This window comes from Mycobacterium palustre (genome assembly GCF_002101785.1).
Classification (GTDB): domain Bacteria; phylum Actinomycetota; class Actinomycetes; order Mycobacteriales; family Mycobacteriaceae; genus Mycobacterium; species Mycobacterium palustre.
This window is the reverse complement of the sequence record NZ_LQPJ01000134.1, coordinates 1-22,313: the sequence shown is the minus strand read 5'-3', so window position 1 is coordinate 22,313 and position 22,313 is coordinate 1. Positions and strand designations below refer to the sequence as shown.

Genomic DNA, 22,313 nt, shown 5'->3' with positions numbered 1-22,313 from the left:
GTGTGGGGTGGCTGGCGTTCGTGCCCAACGCCCCGTACCTGGTGACCGACCTGGTCCACCTCGGGGGCGGCGCGCTGCAGGGCGACGGCGGGGCCGGTGGCGAGGGCGGCGCAGCCGAATTCGGTACCGGTGGTGCCGGCGGTGCCGGTGGCAACGCCGTAGTGACCGGCAACGGCGGCAACGGCGGCAACGGCGGCCTGGGGCTTGGCAACACGCCCGGCGCCCCCGGCACCGGCGGCGCGGGCGGGTCGCTGGTGGGCGCGACCGGAAACGACGGGCAAACGGCGTAACCGGTTACCGCACCAGCTTCCTGCCGGACGGTCATGACGTATGCACGCACGGTGGTCCTCGCCGCATCACTGGTGGCCACCACCGGGCTGACGCTGGCGTTGGGCATCACCGATTCCGCCCCGCCACAGGCCTACCCGACCCAATTGTTCGCGTGGAACCTGGTCTTGGCATGGGTCCCGGTGCTCTTTGCGACCGGTTTCGCCGCGGCGCGGTGGCGGATCTGGTTGGTCCCACTGGGGCTGGGGTGGCTGGCGTTCGTGCCCAACGCCCCGTACCTGGTGACCGACCTGGTCCACCTCGGGGGCGGCGCCGAATTATGGTGGCACGTAGCGCAATACGGGGTCGCGGCGTGGACCGGTGTCCTGCTCGGGGTGGTGTCGATGCATTTGGTGTGTCAGCGGATCGAGCGCGAGTTCGGCCCGGTGACCGGATGGATCGCGGTGATCGCCTCGGTAGGCCTGTGCGCGATAGGCGTGGCGATCGGCCGATTCCAGCGGTGGAATTCCTGGGATTTGGTGACGCAGCCGCGCGCGGTGGTGGCGACGACGCTCGATTGGGTGCGGGCACCGCTTGCCTACGCGCAGCCGACCGGGGTGGCACTCGCGGTCGGGGCGTTCTTCGGGCTGGCGTATCTGACGCTGTGGTCTCTTTGGCCCGCTCGGCCGGCGCCATGAGTCCGCGCCGGACAACCTCCTCGTCGCGAGCCCGGCCCCTTCTGGTCGTCAGCAGTCAGGTGGCTAGCCGGGGTCGGTCTGACCCCACGGCGGCCTGGTGGGGCGGTCGTCATACGCCACCTTTTTCCGCAAGATGATTTGGTAGTAAACCCTCAGAATGTCATATTCCCCGGCGCGGTATTTCAAGAACAGATTGATTGCCCATGCGGGATTGGCGCGCCACCGGGGATAGTGATTCGACAAAAAGTCGTCGAAAATTATTACTCCACCTTGCTTCAGCAGGCGCCAGGCGGTGATTCCGTCCACCAAAACATCATCGACAAAGTGCGATCCGTCCACATAGATAAAATCAAATTTTTGCTCCTCATCGAGCAATTGCGGTAGTACTTGCAATGATGACCCCTTGCGCTTTGCAACCCGCGCCGAGAACGGGGCCACATTGCCGTCGAATCGGGCCTCCAGGTCCCGCAAGTCCGGCGTGGCGGTATAGGGGTATTCGTCCATGCCGGCCCACGTATCCACGGCGGTCACGTGTCCGTGCGTGAAGTAGGTCAGGAGAAACACGGTTGCGCGCCCTTCCCACGCTCCGATTTCCAGAATCCGGACCGGATCCGCGCGGTCGAAAATCTTCGAAAAGGTTACGCACCACGGAACAATATTGACATCGAACCATTTTTCCTTGAATTGGCCCCGCGCGACATTCGCCGCGTACTCCGCGCGAATCTCGGCCACGTGGCTCGCCGCATCGGGAAGTAACCCGAGCTTGACCAGGCTAAAGCGCCGGTTGTCGTTAAGGTAGCGCCACAGCACGGAAGGATGGTCGCGTCCGGTACGCAATAAAAATGCGCGACTCCGCGTGGACCAACGGATTTGCCAAAGAATTTTACTTCGCAGTCCCGTCATGTTTTCCTTGGGCGTCGTCGGCAAGGGCTTCGCGGTCTTGTCCGGTGGCCTGAAATATGGATTCGAAGCCATTTACCGCTTTGGCAAGATCGTTGACCAGGGTCGTTAAATCGTAGCAGGATCGCTCGGTCTTATGGCCGGCTCCGAGGTGCTCCCGGGCAGCGACGAAGCGGCACCGGGCGCTTGCCACAGAGTTATTCGACCGCCATGCCTGCGCTGAGGTTCGGCGAACGGCCGGGCGGCATGCCGGGGCGGCGTGGTGTTCAGTGCGGGATCTGCACCGTCGCGACCAAGCCCCGATGATCCGAGCCGGGTAGCACGACGGCATGCAGCGACGTCGCATTGCAGCCACGCGTGAGCACATGGTCGATGGCGAGCAATCGCGGTAGTCGCCGACCGGCCGGGAAGGTGCGCACAACACCCGCGCCGGATTGTTCCGCCGCGTCCCGATAACCGTTGTGCAGCAAGGCCCGAAAGGGGCGCATGTCGGTCGTGCTGTTGAAATCCCCCGCTACGATCACCGCACCTTCGCCGGCCGAGTTGGCTACTTCTAGCAACGTCTGCGGCAATCGACGCAGGTCTCGCCTCCAGGCATCGATCGGCCATGGCCACGGACCCGCAACGTGTACGACGACAACGGTCGGATCCGTCGACACGCCGGGCACCTGCAGCCGCGCGCACCCAAACGGCATGGCGTATCCATCGATTCGCGCGGCGGCGTGCATGGGGAACCGGCTCCAAATGCCCACTCCGGCACCGCCATTCCTGGCATCGAGCCACCGGTGCGGAAAAGTGCTATCCAGCCCGGCCGCGGACAACAGCTCGGCCGCCCGAGGCGTGAGTTCTTGGAATGCAACGAGGTCGGCCTGCTCACGCGCCGAGCGTACGAGAAGCTCGGCATCGGCTTGACCCACACGAAGATTCGCGGAGAATACGCGGAGCTTCACACCTGCGGTGCTCTCGCTGTGGGGACGCCGGTACAGCGGGGCGCGCGGTGCCGGCGTGCTCGCCATCAGCCCGCAGGCGGCGATCGCGAGGATCCAGTCGCTAGGCAGCGCCAGAACGATGGCAGACACGGCTGCGCCCGGCATGAGGTATCGCGAGAAGGCTGCCGTCACCAACACGGCGTGGTTGGTGATCGGCAGATGTCGTGACGCCCGCGCCCAGCAACCCAGGCCCAGTGCCACCAGCGCAACGGCCGTTCGGGCCGCGCCTTGAATGATCGACAGTGCGGTTTAACTCCTTTTTCTACAACTTCTCGTCGGCCCCGTTCGGCGATTAGCATAACTGTGTATCGGTGAATACCGCCGACAAAATTCTTCGGACGAAAGCCAGGACCACTGATGACGACCCGGTTTAGCTGCGTCATTTTTGCCGTCGTGCTCGCGCTGGGTTTATGTTCGGGCCGGCCCGCGCTAGCATCCACCGCTGTGTTCGATGATTTCACGGGTCCCGCGGGCACGCCGCCCAACCCCGATTTATGGGGCTACGACGTGGGCAGCGGCTGGGGCAATAACGAGCTCCAGACGTACACCAACTCCACCAGCAATGTCTATCTCGACGGACAGGGCCATCTGGTCATCGCGGCCCTGAGATCGGGCAACAACTACACCTCGGGTCGCCTGGTGACTCGCGGAAAACTGGCCATGAACTACGGCACCGTTTCCGCCAGCATCAAATTGCCGGCTGGGCAAGGCATCCATCCGGCTTTCTGGCTGCTCGGCACCAATATCGGCACGGCCGGCTGGCCCGAATGTGGCGAAATCGATATTGCTGAGACCTTCGGTGACGCCTCCCACTACTACATCACCGTGATCGGCCCATCGACGCAGGAACCCAAGGGCCAAGTTCAATTCGACGGTCCCATCGCCGACCTTTCGCAAGGTTTTCACACCTATTGGGTCAACCGCGAGCAAGGCCGGATCACAGCGGGCATCGACTCGGCGACTCTGGCGACTTTCACGCCCGCATCGATGCCGCCCGGGATGCGGTGGGTGTTTGACCGCCAGCCCATGTACGCGCTTTTCAATGTCGCCATCGGCGGGGACGAGATCGTGGGTCCGCCAGACGCGTCGACGCCATTCCCGGCGGCCATGCTTGTGAAATGGTTTCGCTATACACCTCAGGGATGACGCGCACGGCGCGAACCGCCGGCTATCACCCGGCGGCGGTGCATGCCATTTCAAGAGCCCACGTATTTGAACTCCAGGATGTCGGCATCGTCGATCTCCCTGACCCAGCCCGGGCGATGAGACAGCAAATCTATCAGGCCGGAAATGGTGCCCGGCTTGAACACTCCGAAATATTCGTCGTACGCGTATAGCTGGTGCGGTAGCGCGAAATAAATCGGACTCTGTTTGGAATTGGCGTCACGTTCCAGTGCGGCAAAATCTTCCGGTTTGGGCGGCCCGTTCAACAGGCTGATGTTCAGGTCGTCCAGTGAGTTGTCATAAAATTTGTCAGCCAGCGCAAGCCGGACGTAGTCTGCGCTCGGTCGCATGGGCCAGCCGGCCTGCGGGGCTATCATGGTCACAAGTTTGGCGTGACTGTTTTCCGCCAACATGCGACGGGACGCATCCAATTCCTCCTGGGTCACCGTCACCACCGACCACCAGCTGAAATAGCTTTGCAATCCCGCCGCGGTCAAGGTGATCAACAGGACCGACGCCGCGATGGCGGTGAGAATTTGACGGCCATTTTCGTAATTGCTCAATGCGTCCGCGACAAACGTGGCCAGCAGGATGCTGCAGCCGACGAGGGAGTACAGGAAAACCCGCAGGATGCATTCACCGCCGTAGCTTTGACCGAGCACCAGCACTGACGAGCAGGTCATGAGGCCGAGCGCCCACTGCACGCCGATGCGTTTCCACAACAGATAAAAGCAAATCGCCGCCAGCAACCACACCGATGCCGACAGTCCTCGCTGGACGAATTGGTTGAAGATGCGTCCGTCTGACGGCCGGCCCACGACCTTCAGCGACCCGCTCGCGGTCAGGTTGTGCAGTGGGTTGCTGAAATAGGCCCAATGCTTGATGTAGGGGTATCGCGGAATGACATAAGCGATTTCGATCATCGCGTAAGCGGCGGGCAGCCATCGCGGGCTGACCTGCCTGAAAATGGCCAGGGCAGTGCAGAGCCCCGTCACCCAGACCGGCGTGAGCTGATGGGTAGCGGTTAAAGCCGCAAAGATCGGTACCGATAGATAACCGGCCGCAGGAAACTCGTTGGAGCTCGCCAGCATAACCAGCATCGCAATCGTCATGAACAGCGCGACGGCCTGGGGGGAAAAATAGTCCTGCCCGACCCAGTTGACCACCTGGGCGAACATTGCCGCGGTGAGCGCCACGCGCAGCCCGAATCCGAGGGCTAGGCCCAATGACGCGACCACGACGGCAATCAACACGTCCACCAAAGGTGTGAACCAGTGCGCGACATCCACGGGATCGACGTGCGCCACCGAGCTGAACCACGACATGAGGCCGAAAAACCCAGGCCATTGGTTATAGAGATCGACCCTGGGCAGGGGCAGCGCACGGTATTTCAGGATGTAGTCGATGACTCCGATGTGCTGATAGGTGTACGTGTAGATCGGTAGGGGTGCTATCAGCGTGACCGTCAGCCGTTCGAAAAGAATCACCAACAAGACCGCGAAACCGGCGGTGAACCCGCGGTTCGCGGCGATCGAGACCGCGAAGGCGATGACCGCCAGGGTCACGGCAGCGAGCAGCAATGCGCCGCCGGGTGTGGCCAGCAGTCCGTATTGACCGCCCTGGTCCGCACGGAGCCGTGGCAGGGCGACCAGCCAAATAACCGTCGCCACAAGCAAAGTCGCGAGGGCCGCGTAGGCGGCCGGCAATCCGCTGCAGCGCGGAAAAGAGCGTGCCCGTTGACTGCTCGGCAGGCATTGCTCTTCGGCGACTTCCACGTCGGCAACGGGAGCGACCACTACCGCTCAGCCTCAACCCGCAGAGCCCGCAACCGCGCCACCCCCGTGGCGATGACGCCGAGCGACAGGATCAGGCAGGAGACAACCGGATTCCACAGGTTTAGCCAGAGCTGAGAGCTGGTCAGTGCGATAACGGTTGCCACACTCACGCCGAGTACACCGGCCACCGCGGCGGGGCCGGACAGGCTCAGCCAGCTCAGCAGGGCACTTCCCGCCCCGGTGAGTACGAGGACGGTCAGCAGCACGACCCGCGCCGAAGCGGGCAACGGCAGCGTTGACAATATCCCGCATGATCCGGCGGTTACGGCCAACATCGCAAGTACCCGGGATTGAGACGCGTGTGCGAAACGGCGGCGAACCGGAAACGTTTGCCACCAAGTCGTCACTCGGCCTCCTCGCGTTCCTTTGGATCGCTACGCCTGAGGCTGCGGCGGCGGACCGCATCGCTCGCCAGCGGGCGCGCGCGTCTGCCCTGCTGCCGCGATTTCGCCAATGCCACGGGCCCGCTCAATATGCCTGCGATCCGTTTTCGCCGCATGCCCGGCGGCAGGTCCACCCCCTCCACGTCCGGTGGGGGCGCAAGAAGCTGCAGGTGCCGTGCCGCCGACCACGCCCTGCGCAGCGCCATAGGCGCCAGGACTGGATCGCAGGCCACCTTGGTCATCCATGCCCCCAGCCCCAGCCCGTACGTGCGGACCTCCCGCTGCAGGGCCGACATGTCGTGGTGGGGACGGTGCCAGATCATGGCGGCCGGCTCATAGACGAGCCGGTATCCCGCCGTGACCACCCGGATGAAGATGTCGATGTCTTCGCCGCCGCCGGCGGGTGACCCGACCCCCAACCCGTCATCGAAGCCGCCGAGGCTTGTGAGCACGGCCCGCCGCAGCGCCAAGTTGGCCCCGGTGCCGTACAAGCCCATTTGAAAAGGAAACAGCGGATTATCGGGCGGCGGTTGCCGGATATCGAAGGTTTCGCGCGTCAGCGTGGTGGACCACTGCGCCTGCTTATGCAGCGTTTTTTCGAAGACGATCTGCGCCGGGGTGCGCAGTTCGCCGGACGTAACGAGGCCCGTGACACAGCCGACCGACGAATCGGTGGCGAACGCCTCGCCCAGCCGGCGCAACCACATCCGATCGACCACGACGTCGTCGTCGGTGAAAGCCACGACACTGCCACTGGCGGCCAGGATCCCGGTATTTCGAGCCACGGCGAGGCCCGGGACCGGCTCCGCCCGCACCTGCACCCTCGGGTCGGACAGGGCTTCGACATATTCGATGGTCGCCGCGTCGTCGGAGGCGTTATCGACCACGACTACGTCGAAGTCGGGATAGTCGGACGCCATCACCGAGGCGAGCGCGGTTTTCAGCAACGCGGTTCGATTACGCGTGCAGATCACGACCGTGATCGAGGGCAACCGATCGTCGGCCACCTCGGGGATCGCGGGCACCCCAACCGGTTTGCAGGTCGATAACGACTGCTCCAGGTCGCCCCCGTCGAGGCAACCGTCCACCACGTCGAGCTCGAGAAAGGCCACCGGGCGGGTCTGATCCCGCACCAACAACCGCGCCCTGCGGTAGCCCGCGGACTCGGCGAGCTTTATCCGTCCGCGCGGCCGCGCCGCAAGGTCGAGTTCACCGATCCACACTGCACCCGGCCAGCACGGCGGCTCGGCAATCTTCATCGCGGGCATCAACGTCGACACAGTCGGCTCCGCTTTCACCGCTTTCACCTCCGCCGTCCCCGGCCGCGCTGACCAACCAAGAACTACGATGTTAGCCGATAGTACGGACTAAAAGAATGGCTTTTCGCGTAGGCAATGACTGCTAGTCATTAGCTTTCCCATCACTGTGCGGACGAGGCGCGGCACCGAGCGTCGCACGGGTCACACCGCGACGGGCAATCCCATTGCCAACGTCCTGGTCAACGGTGGCGCCGGGTGAAGTTCGGTCGCGACGATGCGGCGCGGAAAGAGGGGGCCGGTGCGATCGGGATGTCGCGAAAACGATTGATCCGTAAGGCGGCCGGAGATCCCCGCGTACAACCCGAGCGCCACCAGAAGGATGATGAACAGGATGATCAGCGCCAATATCGTGTGCGATGTTCTAGACCGGTGGCTCGGCGTCACCGTCGGCGCCGAAAGCGGTTCGGCGCCAACGTCGTTCCGCGCACCTTGTGGCAAGGTCATGGCCGGGACGGGTGAGTCGGTCGACGGTTGACGGGTGAGCTTGTGCAGCTCCTCGCGCGCTTCCCGTTCGGTCTTGAACTGGCGGCGAACCCGGCCGCGCCGGCCGGTGATCCGGTCAATGCCGGCATCGGCCACAACCTGATACCGCACAACCTTTCTCCCGCTCGTGCGGTCGAACACCTCGACCTTCCTGATCGCTGACATAACGATCGACCGGGACTCAATCGGGGTTCGCGGAAAGGTCGATGACTCCCCGCGCCGATCTCGGCCCCCGAGCCCGCCGGTACATCCGAAAAGCCTTGGTGCGGAGACGTTCTCGATATGGCGCGACGCGCGCACCACGCCCGTCGAGCCAGGCGGCAAGCTGGTGGGGCGTCGTGGTAGCTCGTACCGTCAGGCGCGCCAGGGAAAACGGCTCGTCGCGCGGCGAGCTCAACGCGTCCATCACCGCACAGGCCGAGGTGTGCCCGACCGTCGCCACAACCCGGCGGATCCTGCGGCAATTGAAACCGTGAGGGTAAGCGAAACTTTGAACTTGGTGGCCCAGCTCGTCCTCCAGCATGTGCTTGGAACGGCGAAGTTCGTCGGCGACCTCTTTGGTGGGCATGGCGTCCAGTTGCCGATGGGTGTGTGTGTGAGCGCCGATCTCGACGTTCGACGACTCCAGCTCGACCAGCTGCGACCAGTCAAGCATCGGCGCTGGTGGGATCGCCAGTTCAGGGCTGCGGGGACCGCTTCCTCGCAGCGCGCCGGTGGTGACGTAGAGGGTGCTGGGGATGTGGTGCTGGGCCAGAACCGCTGCGGCGTCTGCGAAGTCGGCAAAACCGTCGTCGAAGGTGATGACCACCGGTCGTGGCGGCATCGGGGACTGGCCGGCGAGCGCCGCACAAAGCTGGGACACGGTGATTGCGTTTCGTCCGCTGCCGACGATCGAGTCCACCTGGCGTGCGAATACCGCGGGCGTCACCGCAAAGGGCGCGATCCATCGCGGCGGGTCGGTCGAGACGGAGTGATAGAGCAGGATCGGAATGGGCGTCGCCGTGTCAGGATCCGGCCGGCGACGGGCGCTGCGCGCTACCGGTGTGCTCATCGGGAAGCCGTTGGTCGGCGTGCGCGACAACGCGTCGAGGTGTAACCAGCTGGCGTGCCAAGCGCCGCGCCGGCCATCGGCGCCGCGGGCGTCGTCCTGTCCATGGCGAGCACTTTACTACTAGTCTGGTTTTCCCGTGTACTCCATCGTTAAAGTATGTATAGTTGCCCAAAGCCAGACCGTATGGTTTGTCCTCGCCGACGCCTTGGCTTGGGCGCCGGCCGTACCTCAACAGCTCGCCATCGCGTCACCATCGATCATTGGAGGGAAAGAATGCAGGCGATCGACACGGCAGTCATTGGCGCGGGTCCTTACGGGCTTTCCGTCGCCGCGCACTTGCGCGTTGCGGGGGTCGAGCATGAGGTCTTCGGCGAGCCGTTGGAGAGTTGGCAGAGTTTCATGCCCCGGGGCATGGTCTTGAAATCGGAGCCGTTCGCCTCGAATCTGTGGGATCCGGCGCGGCGATTCAGCTACGAAAACTATTTCGCCGAAAAGGGTATCGCCTATCGGCCGGTGCATGACCCGATCCCGGTCGAGCGCTTCCTCGACTACGCGCATTGGTTTCGCCGCAACGCCGTCGGTGAGGTGCGCCGGGTCAAGGTTCGCCGGGTGGCGCGCGCCGGGAATGCATTTTCGTTAGAGCTCGAGGACGGCGCGGTCTTGACGGCGCGACGGGTCGTCGTGGCGACGGGGCACATGGGCTATCGCCGGGTTCCCGATGAGCTCGCGGGTTTGCCCGAGGGAGCGTGCGTGCACAGCACCGCGCTAAACGACCTGCGGCCGTACGCGGATCGTGATGTCACGGTGATCGGCGCCGGCGCGTCCGCCCTGGAATCGGTGGCGCTCTTGCACGAGGCAGGGGCGAACACCCGCCTGGTGGCCCGGCGCAAGCAGATCACCTGGAACGCTCCGGCGCTGCCCGACCGCGGTTGGATCGAGAGGCTCCGCAAACCGGAGTCCGGTCTTGGACCCGGATGGCGCTCGATGGCGGTCTCGGAGTTGCCATTTGTGTACCGCCGCGTGTTCGCCCCCGAAAAGCGCCATCGTTATTTCCTTACCAGCTGGGGCCCTTCGGGCGCGTGGTGGTTGCGTGATCGGGTGGAGGGCAAGATCGATCTCCTGATGGGCCATCAGTTGGCGTCTGCGCAAATGGTGGATGGCCGGGTCAGGCTCGGCCTGACTGGCCCCGCGGGTGACACGGAGGTGGTCACCGACCATGTGGTGGCTGCCACCGGATTCGACGTGGCACTCGAGCGACTGGATTGCCTAGATCCTGCGCTGCGCTCTCGGATTGCGCGCGAGGGCCCTTACGCTCGGTTGACCGCTCACTTCGAGACGTCGGTGCCCGGGCTGTTCATCGTCGGTTTGGCCGCTGCGCCAGTGTTCGGTCCGGTCCAGCGCTTCATGTTCGGAGCCAAGCACGCCGCACCGGCGGTCACAAAAGCCCTGCGACGCAACCGCGTCCAGAACACCGCCACCATACGCCGAGTCATCCCGGTCGAGCCGAAAACCGGGGTGCTACAGCCGGATTCGGCGTAGACGACGCCTTTTCGCGGTGGCGGGCCGAGCGGTGTCTGGACGCGGCTCAATGCCCTTGGCTGCGGCGGAGCTTGTCGCGGACCATGCCGGTGAGTACGCGGCCGGCGGTGACGAAGCGGCTGGTCGGCACGGGCCGGAAGGCGCGGGCCGCGTCGGTCAGCGCATCGCGGGATTCCGTCGTCAGCTCGATGTCGGCGGCGGCGACGTTGGACTCGAGTTGCGCGACGGTGGACGCTCCGGGAATGGCGACGACACCCGGCAGGCTGATCAGCCAGGCCAGCGCCACCTGTGCCGGCTGGGCACCGGCCTGCTTCGCAACGTCGCGCAGCGTCTGCAACAGCGGTTCCGCACGGCGCAGGTTCTCGACCTCGAACAGTGGGTTCACCGCGCGAACGCCATTCGCCGGTCGCTCGTCGACGCTATACCTGCCGCCCAGCAACCCCTGGGCCAGCGGGCTGTAGGCGATCACGATGCGGTTCTCTCGGTCGGCGAACGGGACCAGGTCGTCAAGCGCATCGGGATGGGCGAGCGAGAAGCGCACCTGGTTGCTGACAACCGGCCGTCCGAGCGCCGCGTCTGCCTTAAGCCATCGCGCCAGCGAATAGTTCGAGACGCCGACCACGCCGATCTCGCCGCGGTCGAGCAGGCTGCGCATTCCGGGCATGATCACCGAATCGGGCACCACGGGGTTGGGCTGGTGAACCTGGTAGAGCGGGATGCGGTCCAATTGCAACCGGCGCGCGCTGGCGCGCTCGCGCTGCTTGATCACGGGCGGGAACGGCGCGACCGGAAAGATCTTGCTGGCCACCGCGACTTCGGCGCGCTTGTCGCCGAGTGCTTTGCCGAGGATACGTTCACTCCTTCCCCTTCCGTATATTTCGGCCGTGTCAAACAGCGTGACCCCCAGCGCAAGTGCGCGCTGCACGACGTCGCGCGCGGTGCCGGAAGCGTATTGGTCGCCATAACCCCACTCGGGCGAGCCGAACTGCCAAGTTCCCAGGCCAATCCGACTGACCCGCCCGATCCCGTCGACGTTGAGATACTTCATGTGTTTACCGTAGGCGACGAGATCCGTTCTGACACCTGGCATTTGCCCTATTGCAGCGGCTCCCGCGCGTCCAAGTGGTTGGGCGGCAGCCGCTTTGGCCACGGCACCGGGGCGGTAACGCCATGAATGGAGACCGGATGGCGGGCCAAGGTGCGGTCGAATTTGACCCGAGTGTGCCGCTGCTCATCGTCAAGATTGGTCGCTATGCGCTCCACCATGGAGGCGTCGGGGCAATCCGCACAATGGGTCGGGCCGGGGTGCCGGTCTACGCCATCACCGAAGACCGGCTGACCCCCGCGGCGATGTCCCGCTACCTGACCGGCCGGTTCGTCGCGCCCACGACGGGGCTCGAGGACGACGGTCGACTCCTCGAAATCTTCGCCGGGATCGGCGAGCGGCTCGGGCGCCCGGTGATCGCGCTGCCGACCGACGACGAAGCCGCGGTGTTTTTGGCCGAGCACGCCGAGGAGTTGTCGCCGTGGTTCATCGGCCCGAAAATCGACCCCGGCCTTCCGCGACGGCTCGCCAGCAAGCGCGGATTGCACGATACGTGCGCCGACCTCGGGGTGCCCACCCCGCACGCCGTCTTCCCGGCTTCGCTGGCGGAGGTCCAGGCGTTCGCCGAACGCGCCACCTTTCCGGTGGTCGCCAAGAATCTTGACCCGTTCAGCCGGCTGAGTGATCCCGCCGTCAGCCACAGCACCATCATCCGCAGCCGCGAAAGCCTGTTGGCCCTGGCCGCGGACTGGCCCGACGTCCCGGGGGTGATGCTGCAGGAGTACATCCCGGCTACAGTCGCTGAGGACTGGATCTTCCACGGATACTTCGACGCAACCGGCCGGTGCCTCGTCGGCTTCACCGGTGTGAAATACCGCTCGTGGCCGCCTCAGGGCGGGGTCACGTGTTACGCGCGCGTGGTCGCCAACGAAGCACTGGCGTGGCAGTCCGCCGAGCTGTGTCGGCGGCTGGGGTTCCGCGGCATCGTGGATCTGGACTGGCGGTTCGACCGTCGCGACCAGCGCCACAAGCTCCTGGACTTCAACCCGCGGGTCGGCGCCCAATTTCGGCTCTTCGAGACGACTGCGGGCATCGATGTGGTCCGCGCCATGCACCTCGATCTCACGGGGCGCACGATTCCGTCCGGGGCGCAAGTGCCGGGGCGCGGATTTTGTGTCGAGAACCTCGACGCGCCGGCCCGCATCGCGTACCGGCGGCTCGGGTCCGGCGCGTCGCCGGTCCCGCACCCACCGGGTCGGGTCGAGCCGGGTTGGTTCGCGCGCGACGACCTCTTGCCGTTCCTGATGGCGGCCGCGCGCTCGTCGGCGCCGCTGGCCCGAAGCGTCCGGCGGCTCGGTAGGCCTCTGAGGTCGGGGGTGCGGGAGGCGACGTGGCGCCGCCGTCGGGGCACCGAGGCGCCGGACGCGCCGATCACCCGGCCCTGCGAATGATCCTGTCGCACAGCATGTTCGGATTGAGCGGCGCCGTCACATCGCGGTCGCCACGGCCGGTTCCGGCCGCGCGTTGTCGCTGTCTTGCGTGTGATCCATCGCCTCTTGCGGCACGGGGTCCATCGGCTGCTCCGGAGCGGCCGCGTCCATCGGAGTCACCCGGACGGCCAGGTCGTAGTCGTCCTCGTCCAGCGCCCGGGCGGGCACCACCAGCGGTGGGCGTTTCGCCGGAGCCGGCAGACTCGCTTGCACCGCCGTCAACTGGCGGCCGGCGAGGTGATTCAGCCCGGCCCCCACGTCTTTTCCGAGCCGCTCGCTGCTGTGGTAGCGCACCCAGGCCGACACTTCGGCCCGGCCGTTTGCGGCGGCGAGTCGGATCGTCACGACGGTGGCATCGGTGTCGAGCAGCCACAACCGGTCGAGCGTGTCCGATGTGATATCCCACGGCGAGACCCAGAAGCTGGTCGCGTACCCGTCGAAATGCTTGAGATGACGCAAGCCCGGCCGGGTACGGGTCGGATCCAGGCCGGCCATCACGGCGGTGTCCACTTCGGCGAGTTCGTCGGCGGTCAATGGCCGTGCCGCGCAGCGCTGACCGTCGACAACCCCGGCGAGCCGTTCGGCGACGGCAGCCACGGTCGAGACCACGGAGTCGCGGGCCGCCACGGCCCCGACGTTGCGCTGCGGATTCATCCGGATTACCAGCCAGGTGCCGCGCTCGATGCCCGCGGTGTGATCGTCCACCGGTGGCGAGGCGGACGGGTCGGCGGCCTCGCGGTCCTGTCGCTTTCGCACCGAGACGATATCGATGGCGTCCAGGCGCACATCGAATTGCCGTAGGCCCGCGGCGATTAACGGCACCGGCACGGTGGCGGGCGGCGCCGCCTCGCCCTCGGGCAGCCCCGACGGTGGCTGCGCCTCGACGATCGCGACCACCGCGACCAGGTGCCCCTGGTGTTGCCGCACCCCGACCACGTCGCGGCCGAACCGATGCCGGTGATCGATCCCGGGCGTGCATCCGGGGCTCAGCGTCGCCCCGGAGTCGGGAGACGACTCCCACAGGTCGGCGGACCAGTCCCACACCCACCTGGCCAAAGCTGAGGCGACCGTGATTCCGCGGTAGGTGAGCAGGGTGGCGATCGTGACAAGCGCCGCAGCGGCCACACCCAACCACCACGCGGTGGGCCGTCCTGGTGCCGAAAGCCGATGAGCCAACGCCAGCACCCCGATGTCGATGACGAACACCGACGTGATCCACGACCACGAGAGGGCCAACCCGAGCGGACGCTGCGCCTTCATCTGTGCCTCACTGATCGCCATGCCGGTAGCCGAAACCCAACGCAATACCGAGAGTTGGTGGTAGTGCTTGTATGATACATAAAGTACTGTAATATGGTCTACAGCTGGATGTTACGTTTGTTGGGCATTTGATGTCACCGCAGCGGCCGCGGTTCGGTCCATGTCAACGAGGAGCGGCGCATGTCGTTCGCGTTTACACACCCGGTGCGAGTTGCGATGGCTGTCGGTTGCGTGTTGGCCAGTGCGGCCGCAGGGTGCTCGTCGCGCTCGGCGGAGCACGCATCGACCACATCGGCGGGCGTGCCCACCGTCGCGTTGGTGCCCGCGGGTTCGGCTGTCGGTGACGAGTCGATTCCTGGCATCGGCGCCACTCGCGCCGGCTGGGACGACTCGCACACACCAAACAGCGCAATCCCAAACGGTTACGGCCGAGACCTCAGCTTGCCGGAGTACCTCGCGCCCGGCGGCGCCGTCTACACCGACGTATCCGACCACGGCACCGGAAGAATCCAGGTCTATTCCCTGAATATGCACACGGTCGACCGATTCGAGGTTTTGCGGCGGGTCTGGAGAGAGTTGCCACCCGATGCGAAGGTGGCATGGGATCTGTTGCGTGACCGTTGCTATCGGGTGGCTTTCAATAGCCCGACCCTGCAGGCCGTGGGCGATTTCATGGCGGAGGTCCAGCTTCAATACATCCAGGAAGACGGCAGGAAGGCGATGACTTCCGACCGCTTCAACCAAGCCTTGTTTTGGCTTGATGCCGCCGGCTCGCCACCCGACCGCGCGGATGGCTGCGGCTAGCCCCTGGGCAGTCCTGACCTTGCCGCACCGGATGCGGACGCCATAGCCTGGGCCGGGGCGCGCCGGACGGGTGCGTGTCGAAGGCGGAACCAGCACGGGGAGGCGGGTATATCCCGGTGCGGGCACTGGGAATCGTCGATCCGCGCCGAAAACTCTGCAACCCGAAGGATGTCGCGGTGGCCGAACTCACCGGCGCGCGAGCCGAGGAGCTCGCGGCGATGGACGTCTTCGAGGGCACCCCCAACGAGGACCTCGTGCCGTTGGCGGCGCGCTTGCAGCCGTTGCGCGCCGCGGCCGGACAGGTGCTGATGCGGCAGGGCGAGCAGGCCGTGTCGTTCCTGTTGATCTCGTCGGGCACCGCCGAGATCAGGCACGTGGGAAGCGATGGCGCGGTGGTCCTTGGTCGGGCGTCGCCCGGCACGATCATCGGGGAGATCGCCCTGCTGCGGCACGGCCCGCGGATCGCGACGGTCACCACGGCCGAACCCCTGACCGGCTGGATCGGCGATAACGACGCCTTCACCCGGCTGGTGCACATCCCCGGGGTGATGCCGCGGCTGCTGCGAACGGTGCGGCAGCGGCTGGCCGGGTTCATCACGCCGATCCCGATACGGGTTCGCGACGGGACCCGCCTGATGCTGCGGCCGGTGTTGCCCGGCGACGACGAACGGACCGTGCGCGGCCACATCCAGTTCTCCAGCGAGACGCTGTATCGGCGCTTCATGACGGCCCGCATTCCCAGCCCGACGCTGCTGCACTACCTGGCCGAGGTCGACTACGTCGACCATTTCGTCTGGGTGGTCACCGACGGCGGTGACCCGGTGGCCGACGCGCGCTTCGTTCGCGACCAGCGCGATCCGACCCTCGCCGAGATCGCCTTCACCGTCGCCGACGCGTATCAGGGCCGGGGGATCGGCAGCTTCTTGATGAGCGCGCTGTCCATCGCCGCCAGGATCGACGGCGTCGAAAGGTTTTCGGCGCGAATGCTTTCCGACAACGCGCCGATGCGCGCCATCATGGACCGCTATGGTGCGGTGTGGCAACGGGAGGACGTCGGCGTGATCACCACCGTGATCGACGTGCCACGGCGGCCTTCCTTAGGGCGCGACGTGGCCGACGAGATCCGGCGCGTCGCCCGCCAGGTGATCGAAGCGGTCGGCTGAAAGCGCATGCGGCCGTTGCGGATTGGGTCGGCGTTGATCGCCGCGCTGGCGCTGGCCGCGTGCGGGCATTCGCGGGCGCCCGGACCGTCGGCGGCGCCGCCGAAACCCCCGCCGAAGCACCACACGGTCGTCAACCCCGCCAACATCAAGCGGGTCGTTCGCGAGCTGCCACCCCACTACGAGGTGACCACCGGCATCCCGGGCGGCGCCTCGCCGAGGGTGATCTGGAGCCTCGAGGCCGACGCGACGGCCAAGCCGGCGCAGTGCGCCTCCCTCGCCGACCCCGGCGAGGGAAGCGATCAATCGGCGCAGGGACTTTCGGGTTCGGGCACCGGCGGGATCGTCGACGCGGTGGTCGTGGCGCTGGCGGGGCCGGTGCAGCTCGACCCCGGCCTCGTGGCGGCGTGCGACCGGTGGAGCATGAGCGACGCGCACACCACCGCCCGTGTCCGCCTCACCGACGCACCGCACGTCGAGGACGCCGCCACCGTCGGCATGGTGACCGATACCAGGTCGTCCGTCGAGTCGGGTACCGAAATCGATTCGCGCACATACACCTTCATTGCCTACCTGGGCAACTATTACGCGTTTACCACCCTGACCACCGACCCGGGCTCCGCGCTGCCCGCGCTGCCGCCGCAATTCGCCGCCGACCTGCTCGTCAAAACCGTGTCCACGTTGCGCGGTTGACGGCCCGCGTTGGGTAAATTGGCCACGATGTTGAAGGTGGCGCTCGCGGTCGCATCCGTGTGCTTGCTGGCCGGCTGCTCATCGGATCCGACCACCGCGACCCGGGCCGACATCGCCAAGGTCACCAACGTCAAGTCGAGTTTCGGGCCCGAGTTCAAGGTTGCCGACATCAGCGAGAGGGCGATCGACCCCGCGCTGTTGTCCACCCGCAAGCTGCCCGACGGTTTGACGTTCGACCCCGCCAACTGCGCGAAAACGGCGGCCGGACCGGACATGCCGCCGGACCTCAAGGGCAACATGGCCGCTGTGTCGGCAGAGGGCAACGGGAATCGCTACGTCGTCATCGCGGTGGAGACCTCTAAAGAGGTGCCGCTCAGCGATCCGGGTAAGGACTGCGCCAAGGTGGCGTTTTCCGGGCCGCAGTTGCGCGGGGGGATCGAGGTGATCGATGCGCCGCGCATCGACGGCGCCCACACGCAGGCCATCCACCGCGTGCTGCAGGCGCTGGTTGGGCCGACGGCCCGCACCGGTGAGCTGTTTGACTACACCGCTCAGTTCGGCGACTACCAGGTGATCGTCATCGCCAATCCGCTGGTCATTCCGGACCAGCCGGTGGCCAAAGTCGACACCCAACGCGCCCGCGATTTGCTGGTGAAAGCCGTGGCCGCGGTGCGCGGCTAGATCGATGGCGGCGACCCACGGCGCCCGGCTGCGCCGCGCTTGTGATCGCCGCTAGCGCACGTCGCGGGGGCGGAACTGGATGCTGACACGCGGGCCGACCGGCGCCGACGTCTTGGGGACCGCGTGCTCCCAGGTGCGTTGGCACGACCCGCCCATCACCAGCAGGTCCCCGTGGGCCTGCGGCAGCCGCAGCGACGGGCCGCCGCCGCGGCGCCGCATCGCGAAGGTGCGGGTCGCGCCGAGGCTGACGATCGCCACCATGGTGTCCTGCGAGCTGCTGCGGCCGATGGTGTCACCGTGCCAGGCGACGCTGTCGGCGCCGTCGCGGTAACAACACAGCCCGATCGTGGTGAAGGGCTCGCCGAGTTCGCCGGCGTAGATGTCGTTGAGCCGCCGCCGCAGCCGTCCCAGCAGCGGGTGCGGGGGATCCTCGACCGTCAGGTCGTGGAAGCTGACCAGGCGCGGCACGTCGACCACTCGGTCGTACATGTGGCGGCGTTCGGCCCGCCAGGGCACGGTCTTGAGCAGGTCGCGCAACAGGTCGTCAGCGTCGGTCAGCCACGCGGCGCGGATCTCGATGAAGGCGCCGTCACCGAGCTGCCTGCGCTCGGTGTGTTCGAACAGCGAGCCCTGTACCGCGATGCTCACCGCCCCAGTTTATCGCACACCCGTTCGATGACGAGGCGACCGGCTACGTTCTTAGTGTGGGCGTTGTCGAGCTGGCCACCAATTCGGAGGTGGGCGCGCTGCGGGTGGTCATCGTGCACCGCCCCGGCGCCGAGCTGCTGCGGCTCAATCCGCGCAACAACGACCAGCTGCTGTTCGACGGGCTGCCCTGGGTCGCGCGCGCGCAAGAGGAGCACGACCAGTTCGTCGAGCTGCTGCGCTCGCGCGGCGTCGAAGTGCTGCTGCTGTCGGACCTGCTGACCGAGGCGCTCAGCCACAGCGGCGCCGCCCGGATGCAGGGCGTGGCCGCCGCGGTCGACGCGCGCCGGCTCGGAGTGCCGCTGGCCCAAGAGCTTTCGGCCCACCTGCGGGGCCTGGATCCGGTCAGGCTGGCCACTGTCCTGACGGCCGGCATGACATTCAACGAGCTCCCGGCGGACACCCGCACCGACGTCTCGCTGGTGCTGCGCATGCACCACGAGGGCGACTTCGTCATTGAGCCCCTGCCGAACCTGGTGTTCACCCGCGACTCGTCGATCTGGATCGGGCCGAAGGTGGTGATCCCGACGCTGGCGTTGCGGGCCCGCGCCCGCGAGGCGTCGTTGACGGACCTCATCTACGCCCACCACCCGCGGTTCACCGGGGTCCGCCGCGCCTACGAGTCGCGAACAGCGCCGGTCGAGGGCGGCGACGTGCTGCTGCTCGCCCCGGGGGTGGTCGCGGTCGGCGTGGGGGAGCGGACCACGCCCGCGGGTGCGGAAGCCTTGGCCCGCAGCCTGTTTGACGACGACCTGGCGACCACGGTGCTGGCGGTGCCCATTGCCCAGCGGCGCGCGCAGATGCACCTGGACACGGTGTGCACGATGGTCGACGTCGACACCGTGGTGATGTACGCCAACGTCGTCGACACGCTCACGGCGTTCACCATCCAGCGCACCCCCGACGGCGTCGCCATCGGCGACGAGTCGCCGTTCTTGGAGGCCGCCGCCAGGGCGATGGGGATCGACAAGCTGCGGGTGATCGACACCGGGCTGGACCCGCTGATCGCCGAACGGGAGCAGTGGGACGACGGCAACAACACGCTGGCGCTGGCCCCCGGCGTCGTCGTCGCCTACGAGCGCAACGTGCAAACCAACACCCGGCTGCGCGACGCGGGCATCGAAGTGCTGACCATCGCGGGCTCCGAATTGGGCACCGGCCGCGGCGGCCCGCGCTGCATGTCGTGCCCGGTCGCCCGCGACCTTTTGTAGCGGGCATCGAGCCTGCGTCCAGTGCGCCAACTTGGGCGGTTTGCCCGCTCTGGACGCAGTTTCGGCGCGGACCGTCAGCGCCAGCTGGGCAGCCAGATCTCCATGTTCCACGTCTGCTGGGAGATGGGCAGCCCGGTGAGCACCGGGAACAGCCACGCGAAGTTGGTCACCACCAGCGCCACATAGCAGCACACGGCGATCAGGCCGAGCGTGCGGCGTTCCCGGTTCTGGCCGCGCGCGTAGAGGATGTCCCCGCAGATCAGCGCGAGGGCCATCACCAGAAACGGCGCCATCGTCGACGCGTAGAAGAAGTACATCTGCCGGTCGATGTCGGCGAACCAGGGCAGCCACCCCGCGCAATACCCCACCCACACTGCGGCGTAGCGCCAGTCGCGGCAGACCAGCATCCGCCAGGTCGCATACACCAACACCGGCACCGCCAGCCACCACATGGCGGGGGTGCCCACCAGCATCTCGGCCTTCACGCACGACTGCGCGCCGCATCCCGGCACGTTTTGCTGGTCGATGGCATACAGCACCGGCCGCAACGACATCGGCCAGGTCCACGGCTTGGATTCCCACGGGTGGTGGTTGCCGGCGGAGTTGGTCAGGCCCGCGTGGAACTGGAAAGCCTTGGCGGTGTAGTGCCAAAGCGAACGAAGGGCGTCGGGCATCGGGACGACGGAGTGCCGACCGATCGACAGGCCCACCTCGTGGCGGTCGATGGCCGTTTCCGAGGCGAACCACGGCGCATAGCTGGCCAGGTAGACCCCTAGGGGGATGAAAGCCAACGCGTACGCGGTCGGGATCAGGTCGCGCCGCAGCGTCCCGAGCCAGGGGCGCACCACCTGGTACTGGCGACGCGCGGCCACGTCGAACGCCAGGGACATCGCCCCGAAGAACAGCACGAAGTAGACGCCGGACCACTTTGTCCCGCAAGCCAATCCGAGCAACACGCCGGCGCCGAAGCGCCACCAGCGCACGCCGAGCCGCGGACCCCACGGGGTGTCGGCGGCGCGGCCCTCCAGCAGGGCGGAATGCATCCGCTGGCGCACCTGGTCGCGGTCGACGATGAGCGCGCCGAACGCCGCGACGACGAAGAAGGTGAGGAAGCCGTCGAGCAGCGCGGTCCGCGCGGTGACGAAGCTGACGCCGTCGCAAATGACCAGCACCCCGGCGATCGCGCCGACCAGCGTCGAGCGGCTGATCCGCCGCACGGTCCGCATCACCAGCACCGCCATGACCACGCCGAGCAGGGCACCGGTGAACCGCCAGCCCACGCCGTTGTAGCCGAAGATGGCCTCGCCGATGGCGATCAGCTGCTTGCCGACCGGCGGGTGGACGACCAGGCCGAAGCCGGGGTTGTCCTCGACGCCGTGGTTGTGCAGCACCTGCCAGGCCTGCGGCGCGTAATGCTTCTCGTCGAAGACGGGCGTGCCCGCATCGGTGGGCGAGCCCAGGTTGAGGAACCGGGTCACCGTCGCCAGCACGGCGATGACGCCGGTCGCGACCCAGCCGCGGATGTGGTCGGTCGGCCCGAAGTCGGCCACCGGAACCAACGGCCCGGGGCTCACGACGGGGACGACACGCTCCGCGGGGTCATCCAAGGTGACGGAGCTTTCGCGGGGCGGGGCGGACATTGGTGTCGATCGTAGGCTGTCCGTCATGACTTCCGGCCGCCTGTTGCTCGGCGCGACGCCACTGGGACAGCCGTCGGACGCCTCGCCGCGCCTGATCGACGCGCTGTCGCGCGCCGATATGGTGGCCGCCGAGGACACCCGGCGGGTGCGGATTTTGGCCAAGGCGCTCGACGCCCCGATCACCGGGCGGGTGATCAGCCTGTTCGACCAGGTCGAGGCGGCGCGGGTGCCCGCGGTGGTCGACGCCATCAAGGCCGGCGCGACGGTGCTGGTGGTCAGCGACGCCGGGATGCCGTTGATCAGCGACCCCGGCTACCGCCTGGTCGCGGCGTGTGTGGACGCCGGGCTGCCGGTGCAGTGCCTGCCCGGCCCGTCCGCGGTCACCACGGCGCTGGCCGTGTCCGGGCTGCCCTCGGATCGGTTCTGTTTCGAGGGGTTCGCGCCGCGCAAGCAGTCGGCGCGCCGGGCCTGGCTCGGGGAGCTGGCCGACGAGCGGCGCACCTGTGTGTTCTTCGAATCGCCGCGCCGGTTGGCCGCCTGCCTGCGCGATGCGGTCGACCAGCTCGGCGGCGCGCGGCGGGCGGTGGTGTGCCGCGAGCTGACCAAGGTCCACGAGGAGGTCGTGCGCGGGACGCTCGACGAGCTGGCGGCGTGGGCCGACGACGGCGTGCTCGGCGAGGTAACCGTGGTGCTCGCCGGGGCCACCCCCGCCGCCGACCTGCCATCGCTGGTGGCCGAGGTCAGGGAGCTGGTGGCGGGAGGGGCGCGCGTCAAAGACGCCTGCAGCGAGGTGGCCGCCGGGCACCCGGACGTGCGGTCGCGCCAGCTTTACGACGCGGTGCTGCAGCTACGCAGCGAGTAGCTCAGGGCGTGCAAGCCCCGATGGGTCCGAAGCTGGGCGTGCAAAACTGCGGATGCGGGGGCAGCGGGGGCAGCGGCGGGCCCCCCGCCGGGAGCGGCGGCAGCGGTGGCAGCGGTGGCAGCGCAGGCAGCGGC

22 protein-coding genes are annotated in these 22,313 nt (G+C 66.9%); 11 read left to right on the top strand and 11 right to left on the bottom strand.

Features of this window, described 5'->3' with window-relative positions:
* Nucleotides 1-290: DUF1361 domain-containing protein (locus AWC19_RS30870; RefSeq protein ID WP_245849261.1), on the top strand; the 290-nt coding region annotated here is incomplete at its 5' end.
* 33 nt (nt 291-323) lie between these two features.
* Nucleotides 324-965, top strand: a complete 642-nt coding sequence (locus AWC19_RS22830; protein ID WP_085080378.1) for a DUF1361 domain-containing protein — start codon at nt 324-326, stop codon at nt 963-965.
* 63 nt (nt 966-1,028) lie between these two features.
* Here AWC19_RS22830 and AWC19_RS22825 read toward each other — a convergent pair whose 3' ends face one another.
* Nucleotides 1,029-1,775 (bottom strand): class I SAM-dependent methyltransferase, encoded by a 747-nt coding sequence (locus tag AWC19_RS22825; protein WP_245849260.1) that lies wholly within the window; start codon nt 1,773-1,775, stop codon nt 1,029-1,031.
* 356 nt (nt 1,776-2,131) lie between these two features.
* The gene (locus tag AWC19_RS22820) at nt 2,132-3,055 is read right to left on the bottom strand and encodes an endonuclease/exonuclease/phosphatase family protein (RefSeq protein ID WP_245849259.1); all 924 of its coding nucleotides are present in this window, start codon (nt 3,053-3,055) and stop codon (nt 2,132-2,134) included.
* A 156-nt stretch (nt 3,056-3,211) separates the two neighbouring features.
* Here AWC19_RS22820 and AWC19_RS22815 point away from each other — a divergent pair, with 156 nt between their 5' ends.
* Complete coding sequence (locus tag AWC19_RS22815; RefSeq protein ID WP_085080375.1) at nt 3,212-4,000, top strand: glycoside hydrolase family 16 protein; 789 nt, start codon at nt 3,212-3,214, stop codon at nt 3,998-4,000.
* Nucleotides 4,001-4,050: 50 nt separating this feature from the next.
* On the opposite strand, the gene AWC19_RS22810 is transcribed toward AWC19_RS22815, so the two are convergent.
* From AWC19_RS22810 to AWC19_RS22790, 5 genes are all read right to left on the bottom strand, one after another.
* Nucleotides 4,051-5,793: a hypothetical protein gene (locus AWC19_RS22810; protein ID WP_142281361.1), complete on the bottom strand. Its 1,743-nt coding sequence runs from the start codon at nt 5,791-5,793 to the stop codon at nt 4,051-4,053.
* Nucleotides 5,794-5,813: 20 nt separating this feature from the next.
* Nucleotides 5,814-6,059, bottom strand: coding sequence for a hypothetical protein (locus tag AWC19_RS22805; RefSeq protein ID WP_085080373.1), 246 nt, complete (start codon nt 6,057-6,059; stop codon nt 5,814-5,816).
* A gap of 137 nt (nt 6,060-6,196) precedes the next feature.
* On the bottom strand, nt 6,197-7,516 hold the full coding sequence (locus tag AWC19_RS22800; protein ID WP_245849258.1) for a glycosyltransferase family 2 protein: 1,320 nt from the start codon (nt 7,514-7,516) through the stop codon (nt 6,197-6,199).
* A 180-nt stretch (nt 7,517-7,696) separates the two neighbouring features.
* Nucleotides 7,697-8,179: an Arm DNA-binding domain-containing protein gene (locus tag AWC19_RS22795; protein ID WP_245849256.1), complete on the bottom strand. Its 483-nt coding sequence runs from the start codon at nt 8,177-8,179 to the stop codon at nt 7,697-7,699.
* 40 nt (nt 8,180-8,219) lie between these two features.
* Nucleotides 8,220-9,119, bottom strand: coding sequence for a polysaccharide deacetylase family protein (locus tag AWC19_RS22790; RefSeq protein ID WP_211284982.1), 900 nt, complete (start codon nt 9,117-9,119; stop codon nt 8,220-8,222).
* Between the two features lie 243 nt (nt 9,120-9,362).
* Here AWC19_RS22790 and AWC19_RS22785 point away from each other — a divergent pair, with 243 nt between their 5' ends.
* Nucleotides 9,363-10,628, top strand: a complete 1,266-nt coding sequence (locus AWC19_RS22785) for an NAD(P)-binding domain-containing protein (protein WP_158090926.1) — start codon at nt 9,363-9,365, stop codon at nt 10,626-10,628.
* 46 nt (nt 10,629-10,674) lie between these two features.
* Here AWC19_RS22785 and AWC19_RS22780 read toward each other — a convergent pair whose 3' ends face one another.
* Nucleotides 10,675-11,676 carry an aldo/keto reductase gene (locus AWC19_RS22780; protein WP_085080369.1) on the bottom strand — a complete coding sequence of 334 codons (1,002 nt, stop codon included), beginning with the start codon at nt 11,674-11,676 and terminating at the stop codon, nt 10,675-10,677.
* 242 nt (nt 11,677-11,918) lie between these two features.
* Between AWC19_RS22780 and AWC19_RS22775 the strand changes: the two genes are divergently transcribed.
* Nucleotides 11,919-13,124: a carboxylate--amine ligase gene (locus AWC19_RS22775; RefSeq protein ID WP_142281360.1), complete on the top strand. Its 1,206-nt coding sequence runs from the start codon at nt 11,919-11,921 to the stop codon at nt 13,122-13,124.
* A 36-nt stretch (nt 13,125-13,160) separates the two neighbouring features.
* Here the strand turns inward: AWC19_RS22775 and eccE are convergent, their stop codons facing one another.
* Nucleotides 13,161-14,423 carry a type VII secretion protein EccE gene (eccE, locus tag AWC19_RS22770; RefSeq protein WP_085080380.1) on the bottom strand — a complete coding sequence of 421 codons (1,263 nt, stop codon included), beginning with the start codon at nt 14,421-14,423 and terminating at the stop codon, nt 13,161-13,163.
* Nucleotides 14,424-14,603: 180 nt separating this feature from the next.
* On the opposite strand from eccE, the gene AWC19_RS22765 reads away from it, so the two are divergent.
* The 4 genes from AWC19_RS22765 (at nt 14,604) to AWC19_RS22750 (ending at nt 17,761) form a co-directional block, all read left to right on the top strand.
* A complete protein-coding gene (locus AWC19_RS22765; protein WP_142281359.1) occupies nt 14,604-15,227 on the top strand; it encodes a hypothetical protein in 624 nt (207 codons plus the stop codon).
* A 218-nt stretch (nt 15,228-15,445) separates the two neighbouring features.
* Nucleotides 15,446-16,390 carry a GNAT family N-acetyltransferase gene (locus AWC19_RS22760; protein WP_142281363.1) on the top strand — a complete coding sequence of 315 codons (945 nt, stop codon included), beginning with the start codon at nt 15,446-15,448 and terminating at the stop codon, nt 16,388-16,390.
* Between the two features lie 6 nt (nt 16,391-16,396).
* The gene (locus AWC19_RS22755; RefSeq protein ID WP_085080367.1) at nt 16,397-17,080 is read left to right on the top strand and encodes a DUF5642 family protein; all 684 of its coding nucleotides are present in this window, start codon (nt 16,397-16,399) and stop codon (nt 17,078-17,080) included.
* A gap of 27 nt (nt 17,081-17,107) precedes the next feature.
* A complete protein-coding gene (locus AWC19_RS22750) occupies nt 17,108-17,761 on the top strand; it encodes a DUF5642 family protein (protein WP_085080366.1) in 654 nt (217 codons plus the stop codon).
* Nucleotides 17,762-17,812: 51 nt separating this feature from the next.
* Here AWC19_RS22750 and AWC19_RS22745 read toward each other — a convergent pair whose 3' ends face one another.
* The gene (locus AWC19_RS22745) at nt 17,813-18,409 is read right to left on the bottom strand and encodes an alpha-ketoglutarate-dependent dioxygenase AlkB (protein ID WP_142281358.1); all 597 of its coding nucleotides are present in this window, start codon (nt 18,407-18,409) and stop codon (nt 17,813-17,815) included.
* Between the two features lie 56 nt (nt 18,410-18,465).
* Here AWC19_RS22745 and arcA point away from each other — a divergent pair, with 56 nt between their 5' ends.
* On the top strand, nt 18,466-19,677 hold the full coding sequence (gene arcA / locus AWC19_RS22740; RefSeq protein ID WP_085080365.1) for an arginine deiminase: 1,212 nt from the start codon (nt 18,466-18,468) through the stop codon (nt 19,675-19,677).
* 74 nt (nt 19,678-19,751) lie between these two features.
* Here the strand turns inward: arcA and AWC19_RS22735 are convergent, their stop codons facing one another.
* A complete protein-coding gene (locus AWC19_RS22735; protein WP_085080364.1) occupies nt 19,752-21,317 on the bottom strand; it encodes a dolichyl-phosphate-mannose--protein mannosyltransferase in 1,566 nt (521 codons plus the stop codon).
* A gap of 25 nt (nt 21,318-21,342) precedes the next feature.
* Between AWC19_RS22735 and rsmI the strand changes: the two genes are divergently transcribed.
* Nucleotides 21,343-22,179 (top strand): 16S rRNA (cytidine(1402)-2'-O)-methyltransferase, encoded by an 837-nt coding sequence (gene rsmI / locus AWC19_RS22730; RefSeq protein WP_085080363.1) that lies wholly within the window; start codon nt 21,343-21,345, stop codon nt 22,177-22,179.
* Nucleotides 22,180-22,313: the final 134 nt, after the last annotated feature.

Excerpts from the sequence above, each read along its gene's own strand:
- AWC19_RS22830 (WP_085080378.1), top strand. The coding sequence starts at position 324 with ATGACGTATGCACGCACGGTGGTCCTCGCCGCATCACTGGTGGCCACC.
- AWC19_RS22760 (WP_142281363.1), top strand. The coding sequence starts at position 15,446 with ATGGACGTCTTCGAGGGCACCCCCAACGAGGACCTCGTGCCGTTGGCG.
- eccE (WP_085080380.1), bottom strand. The coding sequence starts at position 14,423 with ATGAAGGCGCAGCGTCCGCTCGGGTTGGCCCTCTCGTGGTCGTGGATC.
- AWC19_RS22750 (WP_085080366.1), top strand. The coding sequence starts at position 17,108 with ATGTTGAAGGTGGCGCTCGCGGTCGCATCCGTGTGCTTGCTGGCCGGC.
- AWC19_RS22815 (WP_085080375.1), top strand. The coding sequence starts at position 3,212 with ATGACGACCCGGTTTAGCTGCGTCATTTTTGCCGTCGTGCTCGCGCTG.
- AWC19_RS22765 (WP_142281359.1), top strand. The coding sequence starts at position 14,604 with ATGTCGTTCGCGTTTACACACCCGGTGCGAGTTGCGATGGCTGTCGGT.
- AWC19_RS22755 (WP_085080367.1), top strand. The coding sequence starts at position 16,397 with ATGCGGCCGTTGCGGATTGGGTCGGCGTTGATCGCCGCGCTGGCGCTG.
- AWC19_RS22775 (WP_142281360.1), top strand. The coding sequence starts at position 11,919 with ATGGGTCGGGCCGGGGTGCCGGTCTACGCCATCACCGAAGACCGGCTG.
- AWC19_RS22735 (WP_085080364.1), bottom strand. The coding sequence starts at position 21,317 with ATGTCCGCCCCGCCCCGCGAAAGCTCCGTCACCTTGGATGACCCCGCG.
- rsmI (WP_085080363.1), top strand. The coding sequence starts at position 21,343 with ATGACTTCCGGCCGCCTGTTGCTCGGCGCGACGCCACTGGGACAGCCG.
- AWC19_RS22785 (WP_158090926.1), top strand. The coding sequence starts at position 9,363 with ATGCAGGCGATCGACACGGCAGTCATTGGCGCGGGTCCTTACGGGCTT.
- AWC19_RS22780 (WP_085080369.1), bottom strand. The coding sequence starts at position 11,676 with ATGAAGTATCTCAACGTCGACGGGATCGGGCGGGTCAGTCGGATTGGC.